General features: G+C 70.5%; 18 protein-coding genes and 1 pseudogene. 12 read left to right on the forward strand and 7 right to left on the reverse strand.

Annotated features, from left to right (window positions below; genetic code table 11):
• Positions 1 to 45: 45 nt before the first annotated feature.
• Positions 46 to 1014 (reverse strand): NAD(P)-dependent alcohol dehydrogenase, encoded by a 969-nt coding sequence (locus tag AB0K00_RS42240; RefSeq protein ID WP_363533444.1) that lies wholly within the window; start codon positions 1012 to 1014, stop codon positions 46 to 48.
• Positions 1015 to 1167: 153 nt separating this feature from the next.
• On the opposite strand from AB0K00_RS42240, the gene AB0K00_RS42245 reads away from it, so the two are divergent.
• Entirely contained in the window at positions 1168 to 1860 is a 693-nt protein-coding gene (locus tag AB0K00_RS42245; RefSeq protein ID WP_363533398.1) for a TetR/AcrR family transcriptional regulator C-terminal domain-containing protein, read from the forward strand.
• Between the two features lie 187 nt (positions 1861 to 2047).
• Entirely contained in the window at positions 2048 to 4069 is a 2022-nt protein-coding gene (locus AB0K00_RS42250) for a cell wall-binding repeat-containing protein (RefSeq protein ID WP_363533401.1), read from the forward strand.
• 4 nt (positions 4070 to 4073) lie between these two features.
• On the opposite strand, the gene AB0K00_RS42255 is transcribed toward AB0K00_RS42250, so the two are convergent.
• Positions 4074 to 4808 (reverse strand): CDP-alcohol phosphatidyltransferase family protein, encoded by a 735-nt coding sequence (locus AB0K00_RS42255; RefSeq protein ID WP_363533404.1) that lies wholly within the window; start codon positions 4806 to 4808, stop codon positions 4074 to 4076.
• Positions 4809 to 4889: 81 nt separating this feature from the next.
• Here AB0K00_RS42255 and AB0K00_RS42260 point away from each other — a divergent pair, with 81 nt between their 5' ends.
• From AB0K00_RS42260 to AB0K00_RS42300, 9 genes are all read left to right on the forward strand, one after another.
• Positions 4890 to 5831: a dehydrogenase gene (locus tag AB0K00_RS42260; RefSeq protein ID WP_363533407.1), complete on the forward strand. Its 942-nt coding sequence runs from the start codon at positions 4890 to 4892 to the stop codon at positions 5829 to 5831.
• A 2-nt stretch (positions 5832 to 5833) separates the two neighbouring features.
• Positions 5834 to 6232 (forward strand): 6-carboxytetrahydropterin synthase, encoded by a 399-nt coding sequence (locus AB0K00_RS42265; protein WP_363533410.1) that lies wholly within the window; start codon positions 5834 to 5836, stop codon positions 6230 to 6232.
• On the forward strand, positions 6229 to 7266 hold the full coding sequence (locus AB0K00_RS42270) for a glycosyltransferase family 4 protein (RefSeq protein ID WP_363533413.1): 1038 nt from the start codon (positions 6229 to 6231) through the stop codon (positions 7264 to 7266). The genes AB0K00_RS42265 and AB0K00_RS42270 overlap by 4 nt, the downstream gene beginning before the upstream one ends.
• A 58-nt stretch (positions 7267 to 7324) precedes the next feature.
• Positions 7325 to 8107: a class I SAM-dependent methyltransferase gene (locus AB0K00_RS42275; RefSeq protein WP_363533416.1), complete on the forward strand. Its 783-nt coding sequence runs from the start codon at positions 7325 to 7327 to the stop codon at positions 8105 to 8107.
• Between the two features lie 61 nt (positions 8108 to 8168).
• Complete coding sequence (locus AB0K00_RS42280; protein ID WP_363533418.1) at positions 8169 to 9101, forward strand: lysylphosphatidylglycerol synthase transmembrane domain-containing protein; 933 nt, start codon at positions 8169 to 8171, stop codon at positions 9099 to 9101.
• On the forward strand, positions 9094 to 9729 hold the full coding sequence (gene ribA / locus AB0K00_RS42285; protein ID WP_363533421.1) for a GTP cyclohydrolase II: 636 nt from the start codon (positions 9094 to 9096) through the stop codon (positions 9727 to 9729). The genes AB0K00_RS42280 and ribA overlap by 8 nt, the downstream gene beginning before the upstream one ends.
• A gap of 20 nt (positions 9730 to 9749) precedes the next feature.
• Positions 9750 to 11405, forward strand: coding sequence for a sulfatase-like hydrolase/transferase (locus AB0K00_RS42290; RefSeq protein WP_363533424.1), 1656 nt, complete (start codon positions 9750 to 9752; stop codon positions 11403 to 11405).
• Positions 11406 to 11419: 14 nt separating this feature from the next.
• Complete coding sequence (locus AB0K00_RS42295) at positions 11420 to 12142, forward strand: dihydrofolate reductase family protein (RefSeq protein WP_363533427.1); 723 nt, start codon at positions 11420 to 11422, stop codon at positions 12140 to 12142.
• The gene (locus AB0K00_RS42300; protein ID WP_363533430.1) at positions 12142 to 12882 is read left to right on the forward strand and encodes an FkbM family methyltransferase; all 741 of its coding nucleotides are present in this window, start codon (positions 12142 to 12144) and stop codon (positions 12880 to 12882) included. The genes AB0K00_RS42295 and AB0K00_RS42300 overlap by 1 nt, the downstream gene beginning before the upstream one ends.
• Positions 12883 to 12943: 61 nt before the next feature.
• Here AB0K00_RS42300 and AB0K00_RS42305 read toward each other — a convergent pair whose 3' ends face one another.
• The 5 genes and pseudogenes from AB0K00_RS42305 to AB0K00_RS42325 all read right to left on the reverse strand — a co-directional run bounded on the left by AB0K00_RS42305 (position 12944) and on the right by AB0K00_RS42325 (position 18661).
• On the reverse strand, positions 12944 to 14251 hold the full coding sequence (locus tag AB0K00_RS42305; protein WP_363533447.1) for an enolase C-terminal domain-like protein: 1308 nt from the start codon (positions 14249 to 14251) through the stop codon (positions 12944 to 12946).
• Positions 14252 to 14602: 351 nt separating this feature from the next.
• Positions 14603 to 15538: pseudogene (locus AB0K00_RS42310) on the reverse strand (alpha-L-fucosidase); the annotation flags it as partial.
• The gene (locus AB0K00_RS42315; RefSeq protein ID WP_363533432.1) at positions 15535 to 16371 is read right to left on the reverse strand and encodes a carbohydrate ABC transporter permease; all 837 of its coding nucleotides are present in this window, start codon (positions 16369 to 16371) and stop codon (positions 15535 to 15537) included. The pseudogene AB0K00_RS42310 and the gene AB0K00_RS42315, both read right to left, overlap by 4 nt.
• Positions 16368 to 17267, reverse strand: coding sequence for a sugar ABC transporter permease (locus tag AB0K00_RS42320; protein ID WP_363533435.1), 900 nt, complete (start codon positions 17265 to 17267; stop codon positions 16368 to 16370). The genes AB0K00_RS42315 and AB0K00_RS42320 overlap by 4 nt, the downstream gene beginning before the upstream one ends.
• A 44-nt stretch (positions 17268 to 17311) precedes the next feature.
• Complete coding sequence (locus tag AB0K00_RS42325) at positions 17312 to 18661, reverse strand: extracellular solute-binding protein (RefSeq protein ID WP_363533438.1); 1350 nt, start codon at positions 18659 to 18661, stop codon at positions 17312 to 17314.
• 132 nt (positions 18662 to 18793) lie between these two features.
• Here AB0K00_RS42325 and AB0K00_RS42330 point away from each other — a divergent pair.
• On the forward strand, positions 18794 to 19657 hold an 864-nt coding region (locus tag AB0K00_RS42330; protein ID WP_363533441.1), incomplete at its 3' end, for an ROK family transcriptional regulator.

A 19657-nucleotide genomic window follows, 5' to 3' on the forward strand; every position in this document is an offset into this window, starting at 1 on the left:
CTCGGACCGGTGGCGAGCTGTGATCGTGCTCCGGGGCAGGGCGGTTCAGAGCGTGATGACGGCCTTGCCGCTGACCGCGCCCGCTTCCAGGTGGCGCATGGCGGTCGGGGCGTCTTCCAGCGGATAGGTCCGATCGACGCTTGGCGTCACGGAGCCCGCCTCGATGAGCTCCGCCAGCGTGGCGAGATCGCTGCCGCGCTCGTCGGCGATGGCCATGGCCAGCCGGTGCTTGATGAACGGCGACAGGGCCAGCGCCCGGAACTGGCGGTTCATGCCGCCGCTGAAGTCACCGCCCTCCTCGCCGCCGACGATCACCGCGGTGCCCGTGGGTGCGAGCGCACGCCGCAGCCGGGACAGGGTGGGGTTCCCCGCGATGTCGATGATCAGGTCGTAGCCGGGTGCGCCGTCAGCGAAGTCCTGCCGGGTGTAGTCCAGGACATGCGTAGCTCCGAGGGAGCGCACCAGGTCGAGCTTCGCGGTGCTGGCCACGCCGGTGACCTCGGCGCCGAACGCCGTGGCGAGTTGCACCGCGTAGCTGCCGACGCCGCCGGACGCGCCGGTGACCAGGACCCGCTGCCCGGCTTGGACCCGGCCGACGTCGCGCAACGCCCGCAGCGCGATGAGTGCCGACACCGGCACCGCGGCGGCCTGCGCGAACGTGGCGTTCGCCGGCATGCGGGCCAGCTTGTCCGCCCGGGCCACCGCGTATTCCGCGAAGGAGCCTTCGCTGATCCCGTACACGTGGTCGCCGACCGCGAACCCGGTCACGTCGGCGCCGAGCGCGATGACGGTGCCGGCGACGTCGCGGCCAGGGACCCGGCGCTTCGGTCCGCGCAGGCCGCAGACGAGGCGCAACAGATACGGGCGGCCGGTCATCAGGTGCCAGGTGCCCCGGTCGAGGCCGGCGGCGTGGACGCGCAGCAGCACCTGACCGGCGGCCGATTCGGGCCGGTCGACGCACGCGAGGCGCAGCTTGTCGGCCGAGCCGTACCGGTCCTGCACGATCGCCCGCATCGTGCGGTCGGTCATGGCCGGGCCGGTGCGGGTGGCGGGTTGGTGGGCGGATCTCATGATGTTTCCCCTCCGGTCCGGCGGGGCGCTCCCACCGTACTTAGTACGAACGCTACCGTACTAAGTACGAATCACCTACGGGTTAGGGTCAGGAACGTGCGAACAGACAGCGACGGCCGGCCGACGCGTGCGCCGCTCAGCCGGGACCGGGTGCTGCAAGGTGCCCTCACGGTCGCCGACGCGGGCGGACTGGAATCGCTGACGATCCGCTCGCTCGCCCAGGAGCTCGGCGTCAAGCCGATGTCGGTCTACTACCACGTCGCCAACAAGAGCGAGATCATCGACGGCATCGTCGACCTCGTCTACAGCGAGATCGAACTGCCCGCCCTCGACGGCGACTGGCGCACCGGGATGCGTCGCCGGGCAGCGTCGGCCCGCACTGTGCTCCGCCGCCACCCCTGGGCGATTCCGCTGCTGCAGTCGCGCACGAAACCCGGCCCGGCAACGCTGCGCCATCACGACGCGGTCATCGGCTCGCTGCGGACAGCGGGCTTCTCGGTGACGATGACCGCGCACGCGTTCGCCCTGATCGACAGCTATGTGTTCGGGTTCGCGCTGTCCGAGTCGGCGCTGCCCATCAACGGCCCGGAGACGGTCGCCGAGGTCGCCACGTCGATGTTTCCGGCAGACTTTCCCGACCTCTACCCGCACCTGATCGAGTTCACCACCGAGCACGTCCTCAAGCCCGGGTACGACTTCGGCGCCGAGTTCGACTTCGGCCTCACCATCATCCTCAACGCGCTGTCCGAGCCCGTTCCCGGAGGAAGCACCGAACCCTCGTCCCCCTGAGCGGCCGTGAGCCCGCGGGTCGGGCCACACGCACCTGCGGACCCACGACCGGCACCGCGGTCTGCCGTGGCACGCGGCGGTCAGGGAGTTGCAGGCCTCCTCGGTCGCGGTCGTTGCCGGGGTACCCCTAGACTCTGCGCGGTGATCACCACCGGGCTCGGTGGTGGGGCGACCCCCGGGAGACATCGTGGCATTCGGACTGACCCGCCGTTCCGCGATCCTCGGCGCCGCGACCGCCGCAACGGCCGTGGCCGTGCCGAGCCTGCTGCCGGGCCAGCGGAAGGCACACGCGACGCCGCCCGGCAAGGAAGGCGTGATCACCTTCCGGCGCGGCGACCAGATCCTCATCGCCGCCGACGCCTACGGCACCAACCCCCGCGTGCTCGCCCCCTACGCGTCACTCGGGTCCGGCGGGTGGTCGAACGACGGGACCAGGTTCCTGTACTCGTCCGGCACCGCCATCGAGTCGGTGCGGGCGGACGGCGGTGACCGGTTCACCGTCGTCAAGCTGGACAGCAACCTCGGCGAGCCCACGTTCGCCTACGGCGGCGGCTGGGTCATCTACTCGAGTGCGGCGCGGCTGTCGATCTCGCCCGCCGGCCGCCGCGACGGCAGGATCGGCAACCAGCTGTTCAGCATCCCGGACCAGGGTGACCTCAACTGCAACGCCGCCGTCGCCGGCGACGGCACCGTGGTCTACCAACAGGGCAACACGATCAACGCGCAGATCCGGCGGATCGACGACTTCCACACCGTCACGACGATCATCGACGGCTGGTCGCCGGACTTCTCCCCGGACAGCCGGAGGATCGCGTTCACCCGGACCACCGGGGGCAACGGCACGCCCTTCGTCCACCACATCTGGGTCGCGAATGCGGACGGCTCCACCCCGGTGCAACTGACCACCGAGGCCAACGCCGGCACGCTCAACATGGATCCGGCCTGGACGACCGATGGGCAATGCGTCCTGTTCACCAGCGTCGTGAACAACCTTCCGCGGATCAACCGGTTCACCTTCCGCACCGGCCTGGTCACCATCGTCGTCGACAACGCCTCCGACGTCACCTGCCAGCCGATCGCCGTCAACGCCGTCGAGCGGGTCTGGGGCCAGACCGCGCTCGGCACCGCCATTGCCACGTCGCGGTACAACTGGGCCGACAACGGCGTCACCGGCGGGGTACGCGCCCAGGCGAAGGCCGTCGTGCTGTCCCGCGACGACCGTTTCGTCGACGCGCTCGCCGGGTCGGCCCTCGCCGTGGCCAAGCGGGGTCCGCTGCTGATCACGCCCACCGCGGGCCTGCACACCCAGACGCGGGCGGAGATCCTGCGGATTCTCGGCGACACCGGCACCGTGTATCTGCTCGGCGGCACCCTCGCGCTGTCCGCGAACATCGAGAGCATGCTCAAGGCCATGGGCTTCACCGTCGTGCGGCTATGGGGCCAGGACGAGTACGCGACCGCGGTCGCCGTGGCGAAGGCCATCACCCCCGAGCCGGACGCGGTGATCCTCGCGACGTCGCTGCAGTACTACGACGCGCTCGCCGCGGGTGCCGCCGCCGGCGCCAACCCCGGCACCGCGATCGTGTTGACCGCCGGCGACACGATGCCGGCCGCGACCGCGGCATACCTGAACGCGCTCAACCCCGACCGCGAAACCGGCACGACGATGATCGCCGTCGGCGGGCCGGCGGTCCGCGCACTGGAGAACGCCGCCGCGCGCAACCAGATGCCGGCCTGGCCCGACAGTGTCGAATACTTCCCCGTCTACGGCGCGACGGAGTTCGAGACCGCAGTCGCCGTCGCCGACTTCTTTTTCGTCGGCCCGCAGACTGCGGCCATCGCCACCGCCTCGACCTGGTTCGACGCCCTCACCGGCGGCGCGATGGTCGGCGCCAACCTCGGCCCGCTGCTGCTGACCAGCCCCGCCTCGCTGAGCGCCCCGACCCGGGACTACTTCTCCCGCAACGCGGCCAGCATCACCAATGGTGTGCTGATCGGCGGCAACCTGGCGCTGCCGAACGGCCTGATCGGCCCGCTCGGCGCCCAGATCTCGGCACCGTTGGCGTACACCTACAACGAGTACACGCAAGACTACGTCGAGCGGATCCCCGGCCAGTCCACGCCGCAGCAGCAGCGGGCCGCGAAGCCCGGCCGCGCCGGCAACATCCCCGGCACCAAACTCCTGAGCCCCGAGCGCCTCGCAGACTAGGTCCTCAGGCAACGTCCACAGTGGACCGCTGGGTCGCGAGGGAAACCTTGGGAACGCGGCGCACCCACAGCCATATGACGTCGCGGCCGAACGATTCCACCAGCAGTGCCAACGCGATCATCAACGCGGCCACCATCAGCGGGAACGGAAGTACGCCGGCACTCGCGGACACGAGCACAACGCCCTGGGTCGCGGCAACGACCTTTCGCCAGTACCGCGGCGGGAGCGTCGCCTGCATCCACGGCAGTAACCACGTTGCGACGACGAAAACGTAGCGCATCAGCCCGATCGCGAGCACCCACGCGCCGGCCTGGTGCGCGGCGTAGAGGCTCAGCACGAGCAGCAGCGAAGCGTCGACCTCCATGTCGAAGCGCGCGCCCAGCGCAGACACGGTGCCGGTCCGCCGGGCGACCTGACCGTCGACGCCGTCCAGCACAAGCGCAACGATCGTCAAGATGACCAGCAGCCGTACCGGAACCGGCTTGTCGAACGAGTCCGCGGTCAGCGCGGCCACGCCGCCGACGAGCACCGCCCGGGTGAGCGTCACCCAGTCGGCCGGGCCGAGGTGGAGCGCACCCGAGCGGTGCGTGCCCCACGTGAGCAGGCCGCACAGCGCGGCACCGTAGGTCAGCCCGACCAGCCAGCCGGCGTCGCTGAGGCCGGCCGTCTCGCCGAGGCCGGCCAGCAGGACAAACTGGGCGAAAAACCCGATTGCCGGACCGGTTCGAACCGTTTGCACCGTTCCTCCGTGACATGATGTGCGACCTTGATCGGGGATACGTCAACGGCAGCGATTTGGTTCAAGGGTTGGTGGGAGTAGATGCCGACAGCGCGTGCCTTCTGGGTCCGCGAGCCGGGCGCGGGCGAGATCCGGCCCGTGACGCTGCCCACACCCGGCCCGGATGAGGTGCTCGTGCGCACCCGGTTCTCCGGCGTCAGCCGGGGCACCGAAACGCTCGTGTTCGCCGGACGCGTGCCGGCGAGCCAGTACGCCGTGATGCGCGCACCGTTCCAGGAAGGTGATTTTCCCGGGCCGGTGAAGTACGGCTACCTCAACGTCGGGCAGCTCGACGACGGTCGGTTCGTGTTCTGCCTGTACCCGCATCAGACCGCCTACGTGGTGCCGGCCAGCGCCGTCCACGCGATACCCGACGGCGTGCCGCCCACACGTGCCGTCCTGGCCGGAACCGTGGAGACGGCGGTGAACGCCTTGTGGGACGCCACCCCGCGGGTTGGTGACCGGGTGACGGTCGTGGGTGCCGGCATGGTCGGCTGCTGCGTCGCAAGGCTGGTCGCCGGGATTCCCGGTGTGCACGTGCAGCTCGTCGACGTGGACAGCGCACGCGAAACCGTGGCCGGCGCGCTGGGCGTCGAGTTCGCCACGCCGGAAACCGCCGACCGGCGCCGGGATCTCGTGATCCACGCCAGCGCGACATCCGAGGGGCTCCAGTGTGCGCTGGACCTCCTCGCGCCCGAGGGTACGGTGGTCGAGCTGAGCTGGTACGGTGACCGGCCGGTCAGCATAGGGCTCGGCGGCGCGTTCCACTCCGGCCGACTGACGATCCGCAGCAGCCAGGTCGGCACCGTTGCCCACCCGCGCCGTACGTTCGCGCAGCGAATGGCGCTTGCCCTGCAGCTGCTGCGCGACCCCGCGTTCGACGCGCTGATCGCCGGCGAGTCGCGTTTCGATGACCTACCTGACGTGTTCGCCGCGGGCAACCTTCCCGCGTTGTGCCATCTCATCACCTATGGCGGAGAGTGACCGTGTTCAGCGTGACCGTTCGTGATCACATGATGATCGCCCACAGCTTCCGCGGCGAGGTGTTCGGACCCGCGCAGCGCCTCCACGGTGCGACCTATGTCGTCGACGCCACATTCAGCCGGGTGGATCTCGACGAGGACAACCTGGTCGTGGACATCGGGCTCGCCCAGCGCGAGCTGGCCGCCATCCTCGGTGAGCTGAACTACCGCAATCTCGACGACGAGGCGGTGTTCGCCGGGCAGAACACCTCGACCGAGATGCTCGCCCGGTTCGTTGCCGACCGCCTCGCCGATCGCGTCGAGGCGGGCAACTTCGGCGACAACGCCCGCGGACTGTCCGCCATCAAGGTCACCCTGCACGAGTCGCATGTCGCGTCGGCGGCCTACGAGCGGTCCCTGTGAAGCTCGTCCATGTCCTGCTGCCCAACGACATCGACGATCCGGCCACGCCGAGCGGCGGCAACGCCTACGACCGCGAGGTGTGCAACGGCCTGGCCGCCGCGGGGTGGACGGTGCGGGAGCATGCAGTGCACGGGACGTGGCCCGAGCCGGGTGCCGCTTCACGGGCCGGCCTCGCGAGGGTCCTCGCAGCCGTGCCGGACGGCGCCCTGGTCCTGATCGACGGTCTGATCGCTTCGGTGGTTCCAGCGGTACTCCGCGAGCACGCGCAACGCCTCCGCCTCGTCGTGCTGGTGCACATGCCGCTCGACAACGAGCAGGAGCGTGAGGCACTGGTCACCGCGCGCGCGATCGTCACCACGAGCAATTGGACCCGGCGGCGCCTCATGGAGTCGTACGCGCTGCCCGGTGACCGGGTCCACGCCGCGCCGCCCGGCACCCATCCGGCGCCGCTCGTGCCCGGCTCTGAGGCCGGCACGGCGCTGCTGTGCGTGGCAGCCGTCACCCCGCACAAGGGCCACGACCGGCTCGCCGAGGCGCTCGCCAAGGTCGCCGACGTGCCCTGGCACTGCGTGTGCGTCGGCTCCCTCGATCGCGACCCGGCGTTCGTCGACCGGCTCCGCCGGCAGCTTGCCGCCGACGGCATCCAGGACCGGGTCGTGTTGGCCGGCCCGCGCACCGGGGCCGAGCTCGCGGCCGCCTACGCAGACGCCGACCTGCTCCTGCTCGCCTCGCACGGTGAGACCTACGGCATGGTGGTCACCGAGGCGCTCGCGCGCGGGATACCGGTCCTGGCAACCGCGGTCGGCGGGGTACCCGAAGCCCTCGGTCGCGCGCCGGACGGCTCCCTGCCCGGCCTGCTCGTCAGCGCCGACGAGGACGCCGGCGGGCTGGCCGACGGGCTGCGCCGCTGGTTCAGCGAAACCGAGCTACGGCAGGCGCTGCGCCGGTCCGCGACGTCGCGCCGGACCACGCTCGCCGGCTGGGCGGACACATCCGCGCGAGTTTCCCGAGTGTTGCTGGAGGTACCTTCATGAGCGGCCAGCGGAGCGGCTTTGGCTCAGGCCGGCGCCGGAGTGCAGCGGAGGTGGCGGCATGAGCCGCGTCACACCCGAATGGCTGGCGCTGCGGGAGCCGGCCGACGCCGCAGCCCGGTCGGTCGAGCTCGCCGAACAGCTCCGGGCCCGCCTCGTGGGAAGCCCGGAGCTGGTGATCCACGACCTCGGCGCCGGTACCGGCTCCATGGGACGCTGGCTGGCACCGCTGCTGCCCGGTCCGCAGCACTGGGTGCTCTACGACCGCGACGTGGACCTGCTGGAGCGGGCGGACATCGGCCACAGCGAGACGGTACAAGTCCGGCAAACCGACATCACCAGGCTCACTAGGGACGATCTGGACGGCGCTCACCTGATCACCGCGTCGGCGCTGCTGGACATGTTCACCGCCGACGAGGTCGAGCGCGTGGTCGCGGCGTGCGCCAGGTTTCCGACGCTGTTCACGATCTCGGTGACCGGCCGGGTGGAGCTGGACCCGCCGGACCCCCTGGACGCGGCGATCATGGAGGCGTTCAACGCGCACCAGCGCCGTACCGCCGGCGGCCGGGCGCTGCTCGGGCCGGACGCGGTCGAGGCGACGATCGAAGCGTTCGGCCGGCACGGCGTCGCGGTGCTCGTCCGGCCCAGTCCCTGGCGCCTGGGATCCGAGCACGCAGCCCTGACGGTCGAGTGGTTCCGAGGGTGGATGGGCGCGGCGTGCGAACAGGAACCGGACCTGATCGGACCGGCGCAGGAGTATGGTCGTCGCCGGCTCGCCGAGGCGGCAGCGGGACAGCTCAGGGTCGTGGTGCACCACGACGATCTTCTCACCGGCGGCGAATGAACCCCTGGCGTTCCCCGTACGTATACCTCAGGCAAGAGACCCCGGTTGCGAAGGAGGCCCGGTGCCGCGGTCGTTGTGGTCCTGGGTGCACCCGCTCGCCGGAGTCGCTATCCTCGCCGCCTTACTGTGGCGGCTGGGCACCGGCCCGTTCGTTGCCGGGCTGCGCCTGATCGACGGCCGGGCGCTCGGTGCGGCGCTCGGCATCGGCGTGCTGACCACGTGGGCCTGCGCCTGGCGCTGGAGCCTGGTCGCCGGCGGCCTCGGGGTGCGGCTGCCGCTGCACACCGCGGTTGCCCACTGCTACCGCGCCACCTTCCTGAACGCGACGCTCCCGGGTGGGGTGCTCGGTGACGTTCACCGCGCGATGCGGCACGGCAAGGACTCCGGCGACGTGAGCCGCGGCATCCGCGCGGTCGTGTGGGAACGCGCCGCCGGTACGGTCATCTCGGTGCTCCTGGCGACCGTGGTGCTGCTGGCGTTCCCGTCGCCGATCCGGCGGTACCTGCCGGTCGTGGTCGCGCTGGCGGTGGCCGCGACGCTCGTCGCCGTGCTGCTGGCCCGGTTCGTGCCCGAGCGCGGCCCGGCGCGCTGGTTGCGTGCGCTTCGTACCGCGAAGACCGACATCCGCGACGGGCTGATCGCCCGGCGCAAGTGGGTCGGCGTCCTGCTGGCCACCGCTGTGGTCCTCGCCGGCAACCTTGCGACGTTTCTGGTGGCGGCGCGCACGGCCGGCGCCACGGCGCCGCTGTCCCAGCTGGTACCGCTGACGTTGCTGGCCCTGCTGGCAATGGTTGTGCCGGCGAACGTGGGCGGCTTCGGTCCCCGCGAAGGCGTCGCCGCATGGGCGTTCAGTGCCGCCGGCCTGAGCGCCACCCAGGGTGTCGCGACCGCGATGGTGTACGGGGCGCTGGTCCTCGTGTCGACCCTGCCCGGAGCCGCGGTGCTGGTGCTTGCCCGGCGCGCCCGTGAACGTCCTAAGGAGACCCGTGTTTGACTCCCTGTCCGCCGCAGTCCGCACCGAGGTGACGTTGCCGCTCCGGTTTCCCGACGGGTTCACCACCACCGCGCGCGTCTTCACGTTCCACGGTCTCGTCGACGCGCGGGAGCACCTCGCGTTCGGCCTCGGCCGGCTGACCGACGGCCGGGTGCCGCTCGTCCGCCCGCACAGCGAGTGCCTGACCGGTGACGTGTTCGGCAGCCAGCGCTGCGACTGCGGCCCGCAACTGCGCGAGGCCGTCGAGCGTATCGCCGACGTCGGTGGCTACCTGCTGTACCTGCGCCAGGAGGGGCGCGGCATCGGCCTGTACACCAAGCTCGACGCGTACGCGTTGCAGGACACCGGACTGGACACCTACGAGGCCAACCTGGCGTTGGGGCACCGGGAGGACGAGCGCGACTACACCGTCGCGGCGCAGATGCTCAGCGCGCTCGGCGCCGACCGCATCGCGTTGCTCAGCAACAATCCGGACAAGACCGACCAGCTCAGCAGGCTCGGGGTGACGGTGACCGAATGCGTGCCGACGGGCGTGTACCGGTCGCCGGCGAACGTCGGTTACCTGGCGGCGAAGGCGGCCAGGGCGGCCAGGGACGCCCGGTTCGCCGTGTCGCCGTTCGGGGGATGACGGCTGCGATGCAGGTACCGATGAAGACGCTGCAGCGGATCCCCTGGCGCCGCGGCGCCGATGCCGCCGGCCCGGTGCAGCCTCGCAAGACCGGCCGGGCCAAGGCGGTGCTCGCGTGGACGGCGACGACGCTCGCCGCGCTGCTGGTGCTCGCCGCGCTCGCGGCGCCGAACCAGCTGGGCCGGCCGTTTCTCCGTATTCCGGTGGAAGTGCTGCCCGGCGTCGCCGTCGTGCTCCTGCTGCCCGGACGCGCGCGGCGGATCGGCGCCGTCGTCGCCGGCGTGGCCCTGGCGCTGCTGAGCATCCTGAAGCTGCTCGACATGGGCTTCTTCGCGACGTTCGCGCGGCCGTTCGACCCGATGCTCGACTGGCGGCTGTTCGGGCCCGCGGTCGAGGTGCTCTCCGACTCGATCGGCCGGCCGAGCGCGATCGGCGCGGTCATCGGTGTCGTCGTGCTCATCCTCGGGCTGCTCGTCCTCGTGCCGTTGGCGGTCCTTCGCCTCACCGGCATCGTGGCACGGCACCGCGCCGCGAGCATCCGCACCGTGGCGTGGCTCGGCTGCGCGGTGTTCGGTGTGCAGGTCATCGCCGGCCTGCCGGTGGCCGTCACCAACGCCGCCGGTCCGGCGTATGACCATCTGCGCCTGGTACAGGAGGATTTCGGAGACCGCAGGACGTTCGCGGCCGAGGCGTCGGTCGACGCGTTCCGCGACACGCTCGGCCCGCAGCTGCTCACCGCGTTGCGGGGCAAGGACGTCGTCTTCACGTTCGTCGAGAGCTACGGGCGCGACGCGGTGGAGAACCCGGAATACGCGCCGCAGGTCAACGCCGTGCTCGACGCGGGGACGCGGCAGCTCGACGCGGCCGGGTTCGGCTCCCGCAGCGCGTTCCTCACCTCGGCGGCCACCGGCGGCGGCAGCCATCTGGCGCACTCGACGTTGCAGTCCGGGCTGTGGATCGACAACCAGCAGCGCTACCTGCAGCTCACGTCGAGCACCCGCCTCACGCTGAGCACCGCGTTCAAGCGCGCGGGCTGGCGCACGGTCTGCTTCGCGCCGGCCAACACCCGCAACTGGCCGGAGGGCCGGATCTACGGCTACAACAAGATCTACGACTCCCGGGACATGGGGTACCGCGGCCCGACGTACGCCTTGTCCTCGATCCCCGACCAGTACACGATCTCGGCCTTCCAGCACCTCGAGCGGGCCGCGCCGGACCGCCCGCCGCTCTTCGCCGAGATCGACCTGCTGTCCAGCCACGCGCCGTGGACGCCCATCCCGCAGCTCGTCGACTACAGCGGCGTCGGTGACGGCTCCACGTTCGGCGGCGGCGGCCAGAACGGCGTCCTGGACCGCACCGGCGCCCAGGTCCGGGCCGACTACCGGCAGACCATCGAATACTCGCTCGGCGTGATCATCTCCTACCTGCAGACGTACGGCGACAACAACCTCGTGATGGTCTTCCTCGGCGACCACCAGCCGGCGCCGGTCATCACCGGCGAGAACGCCAGCCGCGACGTGCCGATCACGATCGTCGCCCGCGACCCGGCCGTGCTGGAGCGGATCTCCGGCTGGGGTTGGCAGGACGGCCTCAGGCCCGACCCGCAGGCTCCGGTCTGGAAGATGGACGCGTTCCGCGACCGGTTCCTGACCGCCTTCGGGCCCTCGAGCCGATGAGCGCCGAGCCTGCCATGCTCCGTAGCGTGGCCTCTGCGAAAGAACGACCGTACGTGCTGCTGAGCTGCGCGATGTCGATCGACGGCTACATCCACGACGCCACCGAGACGCGGCTGCTGCTGTCCAACGACGCCGACCTCGACCGGGTCGACGCCGAACGGGCCGGCTGCGACGCGATCCTCGTCGGCGCGCACACGGTCCGCCACGACAACCCGCGGCTGCTCGTACGCTCCCCGGACCGGCGCGCCGCACGCACCGCCCGGGGCCTGCCACCATCACCGGCGAAGGTCACGCTCACCGCGCACGGCGACCTCGACCCGGCCGCGGCGTTCTTCACCGCCGGAGACGTCGAGAAGATCGTCTACTGCGCCTCGCCGATCGTGGAACAGGCGTGTGCCCGGCTCGGTCGGGTCGCGACGATCGTCGATGCCGGTAACCGGATCGACCTGCTCGACCTGCTCGCCGACCTCGCCGAACGGGGCATCCGGCGGCTGATGGTCGAGGGCGGCAGCAGCATGCACACGCAATTCCTCACCGCCGGCCTGGCCGACGAGGCGCAACTGGTCGTCGCACCGTTCTTCGTCGGCAACTCCAAGGCGCCGCGCTTCGTCGGCGACGGCGACTTCCCGTGGAACGCCGGCTGCCGCGCCACGCTCATGGACGTCCAGCAGATCGAGGACGTGGTGTTGCTACGGTACGCGCTGAGCGACCGCTACGGTGCTCGAGGAGGTCTGTGATGTTCAGCCGTGCTTGGGGAATCGGCCGGTCCTTGGCCATGTACCACGGCATCCCGGGCCGGCACCGGAAAATGGTCCGCTTCTACAGCGAGTTCCTCGGGCCGGGCGACATCGGCTTCGACATCGGCGCCCACGTGGGCAGCCGGGTGCGCGCGTGGCGGAAGCTCGGCGCGAACGTGATCGCGGTCGAGCCGCAGCCGGACTGCCTCAAGGTGCTGCGCCTGTTCTTCGGCCGGGACGATGCCGTCACGATCGTGCCGAGCGCGATCGGCGCCCAGCCCGGGACGGCCCACCTGGCCTTGTCCAGCGCCACCCCGACCGTCTCGTCGATGTCATCCTCGTGGAGGGAAACGGTCGGCGAGGACCGCAGTTTCGCCCGCGTACGGTGGGACCGGTCGATCGAGGTCGAGGTGGTGACGCTCGACGACCTGATCGCGAAGCACGGCGAGCCGGCGTTCTGCAAAATCGACGTCGAGGGCTTCGAGCTCGACGTGCTGTCCGGCCTGAGCACCCCGTTGCGCGCACTGTCGTTCGAATACCTGCCGTTCGCACACGACGCCACGGTCGCCGTGCTGGATCTGGTGCAGCAGCTCGGCCCGTACCGCTACAACTACTCGCCGATCGAGACGATGCGGTTCGCCAGCGACCGCTGGCTGGACGCCGCCGACCTGATGCGCCTGCTGGACCGGTTCCGCCCGCTCGGCCGCTCCGGCGACGTCTACGCCCGCCTCGAAGGTTAGCCCGCCGGCCGGGTGGTGCTGGCCGCGCTGCCGGTCCCACCGACTACCGACTGCCCCCGGATCACGCGGTCGGGGCCCATACCGCGCCGCCCGGGTAGGTGTGCTCGGCCAGCGATGCCTCGTGCATCGTGGCGTTGAAGCCGGGCACCGTCGGCGTGACGTAGCGGCCGTCCCGGACGACGGCGGGGTGGGTGAAGTGTTCGTGCAGGTGGTCGACGTACTCGATGATCCGGTCGTCCATGCTGCCGGACACGGCCACGTAGTCGAACATCGCCAGATGCTGCACCAGTTCGCACAGGCCCACGCCACCGGCGTGCGGGCACACCGGCACCTCGAACTTGGCGGCCAGCAGCAGGATCGCGATGTTCTCGTTGACGCCGGCGACGCGGGTGGCGTCGAGTTGCAGGAACGACAGCGCGCGGGTCTGCAGGTACTGCTTGAACATCACCCGGTTGTGCACATGCTCGCCGGTGGCGACCCGGATCGGGGCGATGGCCCGGGCGATCGTGGCGTGGCCGACAACGTCGTCGGGGCTGGTGGGTTCCTCCACCCACCACGGGTCGTACGGCGCGAGCTCGCGGACCCAGGCGATGGCGGTGGAGACGTCCCAGCGCTGGTTGGCGTCCACGGCGATCCGCACGTCGGGGCCGCAGACTTCCCGCGCGACGTGCATGCGGCGGATGTCGTCGGCAAGGTCGGCGCCGACCTTCAGCTTGATCTGGGTGAACCCGTCGGCCAGCGCCGTCTTGCACAGCTGGCGCAGCTTGTCGTCGTCGTACCCCAGCCAGCCCGGGGAACTGGTGTAGGCCGGATAGCCGTCGGCGAGGAGCCGGGCGGTCCGTTCCGCCCGGCCCGCCTCGGCGCGGCGCAGGATCGCCAGCGCCTCGCCCCGGGTGAGCGCATCGGTGAGGTAGCGGAAGTCGACCAGGTCCACGATCTCCTCCGGGGACAGCTCGGCCAGCAACCGCCACACTGGCTTGCCCGCCCGTTTGGCCCGCAGGTCCCACAGGGCGTTGACGACAGCCGAGATCGCCATGTGCATGACGCCCTTCTCGGGCCCCAGCCAGCGCAGCTGTGAGTCGTGCACCAGCGTCCGCCACAGGCTGCCCAGGTCGGCGAGCGTGGCATCGACGGGCAGGCCGACCACGTACGGGGCGAGCGCCTGGATCGCGGCGGCCTGGATGTCGTTGCCCCGTCCGATGGTGAACGCGAATCCGTGGCCCTCTGGACCGCCGGGCTCGTCGGTGCGCAGGACGACGTACGACGCCGAGTAGTCCGGGTCCGGGTTCATCGCGTCGGATCCGTCCAGGTCGCGTGACGTCGGGAAGCGGATGTCGAGCGTGTCCAGGGCCGTGAATCGCCGTGTCATGGCTGTCCTTTCGGGGGGTGCGAGGTCGATGGCGATGACGCTGCACAGCGCGTCGAGCCGTCCGGGTGCGACGTCCACGACGAGTTCGCCGGTCGGGTGGGCGGTGCGGGCCTGCACGTCCTTGAGATACGGGGTGGCCCGCCACGGCAGCGGTTGTCCGTCGCTGAGGAGGGTGACGGCCGCGATCCGGCCGATGGGCAGCCCGCGGGCCACGATGTGCTCGTAGGGGCGCATCACGAGGTGCAGGTACAGCCGCTCACTCCCGTCGGCGTGTGTGCGGCGGGTGCTGGGACCGTGGAACTGCCACAGCTCCAGCCCCGGACGGACATCGCGCACGCTCTCGGCGTGCGTGTCCATCCAGCCGGCGAACGCGTCGAGCCGCTCGACCGCCTGCGGCGGGAACTCGCCCCGGCCGGTCGGACCGACGTTGAGCAGGAGGTTCCCGCCCATCGAGGCCGCCTCCACGAGACTGTGCAGCAGTGCCCGCGGCGACTTCCAGCTGTCGTCGCTGGGCACGTACCCCCAGGTGCTGTTCATCGTCAGACACCACTCCCACGGCCGCTCGGGCGGGGCGACCGGCAGCTGCTGCTCGGGCGTCACGAAGTCGCCGTGGCCGAGACAGCGGTCGTTGACCATGCAGTCGGGTTGTCGCCGGCGGATGAACTCGCGGATCTCGTCGAAGCGCCACTCCGCCGGGGTGTACTCGAACTCCCCGTCCAGCCACAGGATGTCGATCCGGCCGTAGCCGGTGAGCAGTTCGTCGAGTTGGCCGAGCATGAACTGGCGGTACCGGGCGAACGCCTCGGGTGTCGCGCGTGGATGGCCGCCGACGACGTACGGCTTGGGCACCGTGGCGTCGGTGTAGCGCGGATAGTCTTCGTGGTGCCAGTCGATGATCGAGAAGTACAGGCCGATGCGCAGTCCTCTGGCCCGGAACGCCTCGACGACCTCGCGGGTGAAGTCCCGGCCGCTGAGCTTCGCGCTGGTGTAGTCGGACAGCGCACTGTCGAACATGGCGAAACCGTCGTGGTGCTTCGCGGTGAACACCACGTAGCGGGCGCCGGCCCGCCACGCCTGTTCGGCCCATGCCTGTGGGTCGAACGCATCGGGCTGGAAGTTGGGGGCGTTGTCGAAGTACACCTCGCAGTCCACGGGGGGCAGGGGCGGGTCCTGCAGGTGCACGCCGCCGGTGAGTTGCCAGGACAGCTCCCACCCCTGGGTGCTGGCGTGTCCCCAGTGGATGAACAGGCCCATGCCCTGACGGTTGAACCACGCTGTGTCGGTCACTCTTTCAGTCCCCCTTGGGTGATGCCGGACGTGATGAACCGCAGGCCCGTGACGACCAGCACCAGTGCGGGAACGGCGAGCAGGACGAGCGCGGCGAAATACTGCGAGGTCTGGGTCGGGCTGGGCCCGAACCCGCTCTGGATCGTCTGCACCGCCTGCGCCGCGGTGGTCAGCTCGGGGTCCTTGAGGATCGTGGACGGGAACAGGAAGTCCTGCAGCGACCACATCACCGACAGCGCCCCGAGGTTCACCAGAGCGGGCCGGGCCAGCGGCAGGAAGATCTGCCGGTAGATGCGTCCGTGCCCGGCGCCGTCGATGCTGGCCGCCTCGACCAGGTCGTCCGGGATGCCGTCGGCGTAGTTGCGCAGCAGCAGCACCGCGAACGGCAGGGTCAACGCCGCCTCGGGCAGGGCAACCCCGATGTGCGTGTTGAACAGGGCGAGCTGGCCGGTGATCCAGTACACCGGCACGAGGATCGCCACCGCCGGCACGGCCAGGAAGATCAAGACGCCGTAGTACACGGCTTCCCGCCCCGGGAACCGGATCTTCGAGAAGGTGTATCCCGCGAGGGATCCGACCGAACACACGATCAGCGCGTGCAGCGCGGCGATGATCAGGCTGTTGACGAACGTGCGCGGCAGGCTGACCCCGTTGAACGTGCCGGTGATCACGGTGAGGTAGTTCCCCGGCCCGCCGAAGGCCAGGGAGGCGCGGACGGCGGTGATCATCGGGAAGAGCCACAGGACGGCGCCGATCACGAGGATCACGTAGATGACCACTGTGTGGCCGCGGTGCTGGCGCAGCAGGCGCAGCGGGCCGGTCGGTGTGCTCATGGCCGCCCGCTTCGCTGGATGGCCAGGTGTACGAGCGACACGGCCAGGGCGATGACGAGCACGATGACGGCGGCCGCCGACGCGTAGCCGACCCGGCCTTCGCCGAGCATTGCGTTGTACACGTAGGTGCCGGTGATGCCGGTGCGCCCGCCGGGGTCGCCCTTGGTGGAGAAGAACACGATGTCGAAGGCTCGGAAGCTGCCCAGCAGCACGGACAGGATCACCGTTTTGTGGGTGTTGCGCAGCAGTGGGAAGAGGATCAGGCGGTACATCTGTGCGGTGCTCGCCCCGTCCAGCAGCGCGGATTCCAGGATGGCGGTGTTGGCCGTGGACAGGTCGGAGGTGTAATACATGACCGGTAGGCCCACCAGGTACACCAGCAGCACAAACAGCGCCGCATACGCCGGACCCGGCTCGCCGAGCCAGTCCTGTGACAGTGAGCCGAGGCCGATGGCGCGCAGTGTGGCGTTGACCGCCCCGTCGCGGGTCTCCAGCATCCGGCCGAACACGGTCGCGAACAGCGACAGCGGGATCAGCGATGGCAGCAGGAACACCGCGTAGAAGAACCTCCGCAGCCGCACCCCGGATGCGAGCACCACGGCGAGGAAGAATCCCAGGGTCAGTGCCACCGCGATGGACACGGCCGCGAACAGCAGGTTGTTGACCACCGAGCGGATGAACACCGCGTCGGTGAGCACCAGCCGGAAGTTCTGCCAGCCCACATCGGTCGCGTCGACGAACGACAGGGTGCTGCGGGTGGTGCTCGTCGCGGCCAGGAAGCCGAACGCGTACAGGTAGTACACCGCATAGATCACCAGCAGCGGCGTCAGGAACAGTGCGGCCGTGCCCAGTGCGCGGCCCGGATGCCGTGACCGGCGGGCGTGCGGGTCACGCACCGGCCGCGCACCTGTGACTGGCGCGTTCCTGGAGATCATCGAGGTCATTTGGTGGTGTACCGGCCGGACGTCCACTCGCTCTGCAGCTTGTCGGCCGCTGCCTGCGCGGTGCTCTGGCCACGCAGCACGTCGAGGATGGCGTTGCCCTCGACCTGGTTGAGGAAGCCCTGGTTGCTGTCGCGTGCCGAGCCGGCCGAGTTGATCAGAACGGTGACCGCCGCGTATCCGTCCCGGGCCGCCTGGCTGGCCAGCACCGACGAGTCGGCGTGGTAGCTCTTGGAGGTGGGCACGAGCACCAGGTCCTTGCCCCAGATGTCGACGCCTTTGCCCATGGTCATGTACTCCACGAACTTGGCGGCCTGGGCGGCGTGCTTGGAGGTCTTCGGGATCGCCAGCCCGCCCTCGGCGTAGGAGCGCACCGCGGGCTTGCCACCGGCGGCCACGACGGGGAACGCCGCCGCGCCGACGTCGGCGAGGTCGATCTTGTTGGCCTTGCGGGATGCCTGCGACAGCAGCGACGACTGCCACGTGCCGTCGACGTAGAAGGCGGCCTTCCCGCCGGTGAACAGCTCCGCCGGCCGGTTGCCTTTCAGGCTGAGCACGTCGGTGCCGACGATGCCCTTGTCGAACAGCGATTTGTACTGGCCGAGCGCCGCGACCATCTCCGGGGAGTTCCACGGCTTGCGGCTGGCGAACACGTCGTCGGACAGGGTCGGGTTGGTCTGCCCGGCGACGGTGAAGAGCATCTCCTCCTGCCAGTAGGGCTCGCCGGAGAAGACCACGGGGGTCACGTCTGGTTTGGCGGCGCGGACCTTGGCGGCCGCGGTGGCGAGCTCGTCGGCGGTCGTGGGCACCGCGATGCCCAGCTGGGACAGCATCGCGGCGTTGTAGAGCATGACCGCGCTGCCGAGCGAGCCCATCGGGATGCTGTAGAGCTTGCCGTCCGTGGCGATCTTCTCCGTCTGGCGGACCGGGCCGGCGGCGAGCTTGTCGCGCCATCCGGCCGGCAGGTTCTTCTCCCACTCCGACACGGGCCGCAGCTGTTCGCGGACGCTGTTCGTCATCGCCGACACCTGCACGCCGACGACGTCGAGCTCCTCCCCGCCGTTGAGCGCGAGCGGCAGCTGCTTCTGGTAGTCGGCCGCCTCGAAGATCCGCAGGTCGATCTTGATGGTGGGGTGGTCCTTCTCGAAACCGGCGATCGCCTCGCGCACGGTGGCCTCCGGGGGGAACCAGGTCCAGTACTTCAACGTGACCGGCTGCCCGTCATCGGTGGCCTGCTCGGCGTCCTTCCCGCCGCCGACGCCGCCACTGTCCCCACAGGCAGCCGGGCCACCCATGGCCACGACCGCGACCGCTGTGGCCAGGACCCGTAAGAGTCGAGATCTGTTCATGGCACTCCCTCGGAGCGTTGTTTCAGATGGGTGACGACAATATCGTCGCCATGGACGACAAAAATCAAGAGGTTGGCGAACCCCAATCCGAACCGGCACGATGGCAGCAGCGCAGAGGCTGGGGGAAAGTACATGCCGGCGGAGGCAGATGTAACGCTTCGGGTCGTTCTGCGCCATATTGCGGATTACGGGCCCATCTCCCGGCCCGATCTCGTGGACGGCGTCGGCCTCGCTCGCGCCACGACCTCCTCCGTCGTCAACGAGCTCATGCGCCGCGGCCTGGTCAACGAGGTCCCCACCCCCGGCACCGGGCGCCGCGGCCGGCCGACCCACCTCCTCGCCCTCGACGACGACCGGTTCGCCGTCGTCGGCCTGGAGATCGGGCTCGACCGGGTCCTGGCCGGCGCGTTCACCCTGCGGGGCGGGCACCTGGTCCGCCTCGACGAGCCCGTCGAGCTCCCCACCAGCAACCCCCGCGCGCTGCTGCGGGTCGCCGCGTCGCTGACCTACCAGCTCATCGAGCAGGTCACCGCCGCCGGCCGGACGCTGCTCGGCACGGGGGTCAGCGTCACCGGGCTCGTCGACGCGACGAGCGGCACGATCAAGTACGTGCCCAGCCTCGGCTGGCGCGACGTCGCCGTCCGCGCCGGCGTGGAGGACGCGCTCACCGCGGCGTCCGCCGGCCCGGCGACCCCGGTGATCGTCGACAGCGGCGCGAACTTCGGGGTCCTGGCCGAGCGCCGGGCCCGCCTGCGCACCGGGCAGGCGGTGCCGAGCCTGGTCTACCTCACGGGCACGTACGGCATCAGCGCCGGCATCATGGCCGGCGACCGGATGTGGCGCGGTGCCCGGGGCCTGGCCGGCGAGGTCGGCCACCTGATCCTCGAGCCGGGGGGCCAGCGCTGCGTCTGTGGGCGGCGCGGATGCTTCGAGACCCGGGCCGGCGTCCACGCCATCCTCGCCGCGGCCGGGCTCGGGTCGAGGGTCCTCGACCCG

The organism is Dactylosporangium sp. NPDC049525, assembly GCF_040676755.1.
Lineage (GTDB): Bacteria > Actinomycetota > Actinomycetes > Mycobacteriales > Micromonosporaceae > Dactylosporangium.